The sequence below is a fragment of the Streptomyces sp. NPDC050564 genome, assembly GCF_044457265.1.
Taxonomy (GTDB): Bacteria; Actinomycetota; Actinomycetes; order Streptomycetales; family Streptomycetaceae; genus Streptomyces.
In genome coordinates, this window is sequence record NZ_JBITGS010000127.1 from 1 (window position 1) to 1,113 (window position 1,113).

General features: G+C 69.5%; 1 pseudogene. It reads left to right on the forward strand.

From position 1 onward, the window contains the following. Window positions 1–72: 72 nt before the first annotated feature. Window positions 73–879, forward strand: a pseudogene (locus ACIBK0_RS51975) (IS5 family transposase). The last annotated feature ends 234 nt before the right edge of the window (window positions 880–1,113 follow it).

Sequence of the window (1,113 nt, forward strand, 5' to 3'; positions counted from 1 at the left end):
CCTTACTGATCGCTTCAGTGAGTTGAGTTGCGGGTCTTGTGCTCGGCGATCTTGGTCGGCAGGGTGTCCGGAGTGCGTGCTGATCTTGTTCCTGACGACCTGTGGGAGCGGGTGGCCCCGCTGCTGCCGCCCGCTCCCGAACGGCGCCGCCGCTACCCCGGTCGGCTGCCTGTTCCCGACCGGGCAGCACTCGCCGGCGTCATGTACGTGCTGCGGACCGGTGTCGCGTGGCGCGATGTCCCCGCAGAGACCGTGGGCTGCTCCGGAGTGACGGCCTGGCGTCGGCTGCGGGACTGGACCGAGGCCGGCGTCTGGCCGCGCCTGCACGCCGCCCTGCTGGCCGAGCTTCGGCGCGCCTGGACCTGGACGACTGCTCCGTGGACGGGTCGCACGTCCGGGCTCTCAAAGGGGGGATCACGTCGGTCCCTCGCCCGTCGACCGCGCCCGTTCCGGCTCCAAGCACCACCTGATCGTTGACCGCCACGGAACCCCGCTCGCCGTGACGCTGACCGGCGGGAACCGGCATGACGTCACCCAGCTCCTGCCGCTGCTGGACGCCGTTCCGCCGATTCGGGGTCGGCGGGGACGTCCCCGCCGCAAGCCCCGGCGTCTGTACGCGGACCGGGGCTACGACTTCGACAAGTACCGCCGCCTACTGCGGAAACGCGGCATCAAGCCGTTGATCGCACGACGCGGCGTCGCCCACGGGTCCGGACTGGGCAAGGTGCGCTGGGTGGTCGAGCGTGCCTCGACCCAACCGCCTGGCTGCACCAGTTCAAACGGCTCCGTACCCACGAACGACGCGCCGATCTCCACCAGGGCCTGCTCGAACTGGCCTGCAGTCTCATATGTGTCCGCCGCCTGCGAACCTCATTCTGAAACGATCAGTAAGTGAGCCCTGGGCAGGAGCGGCTCCTCCAGGTGAGCTCCGGCCAGGCGCGCAAGTTGGCCCAGAGCAGGAGCGCCCACTGCAGGTGAGCTCCGGGCATGGGCCGCGACTGGCCCGGCCGGAAGGCCGCCTACTGATCTCTTCGGGTTGTTGTCGGGGGTGGTGACGTGTGGTGATCCCTGCGGTAGGTCGGTGGTATGCGGTACGCGCAGGGTGGTGGACTG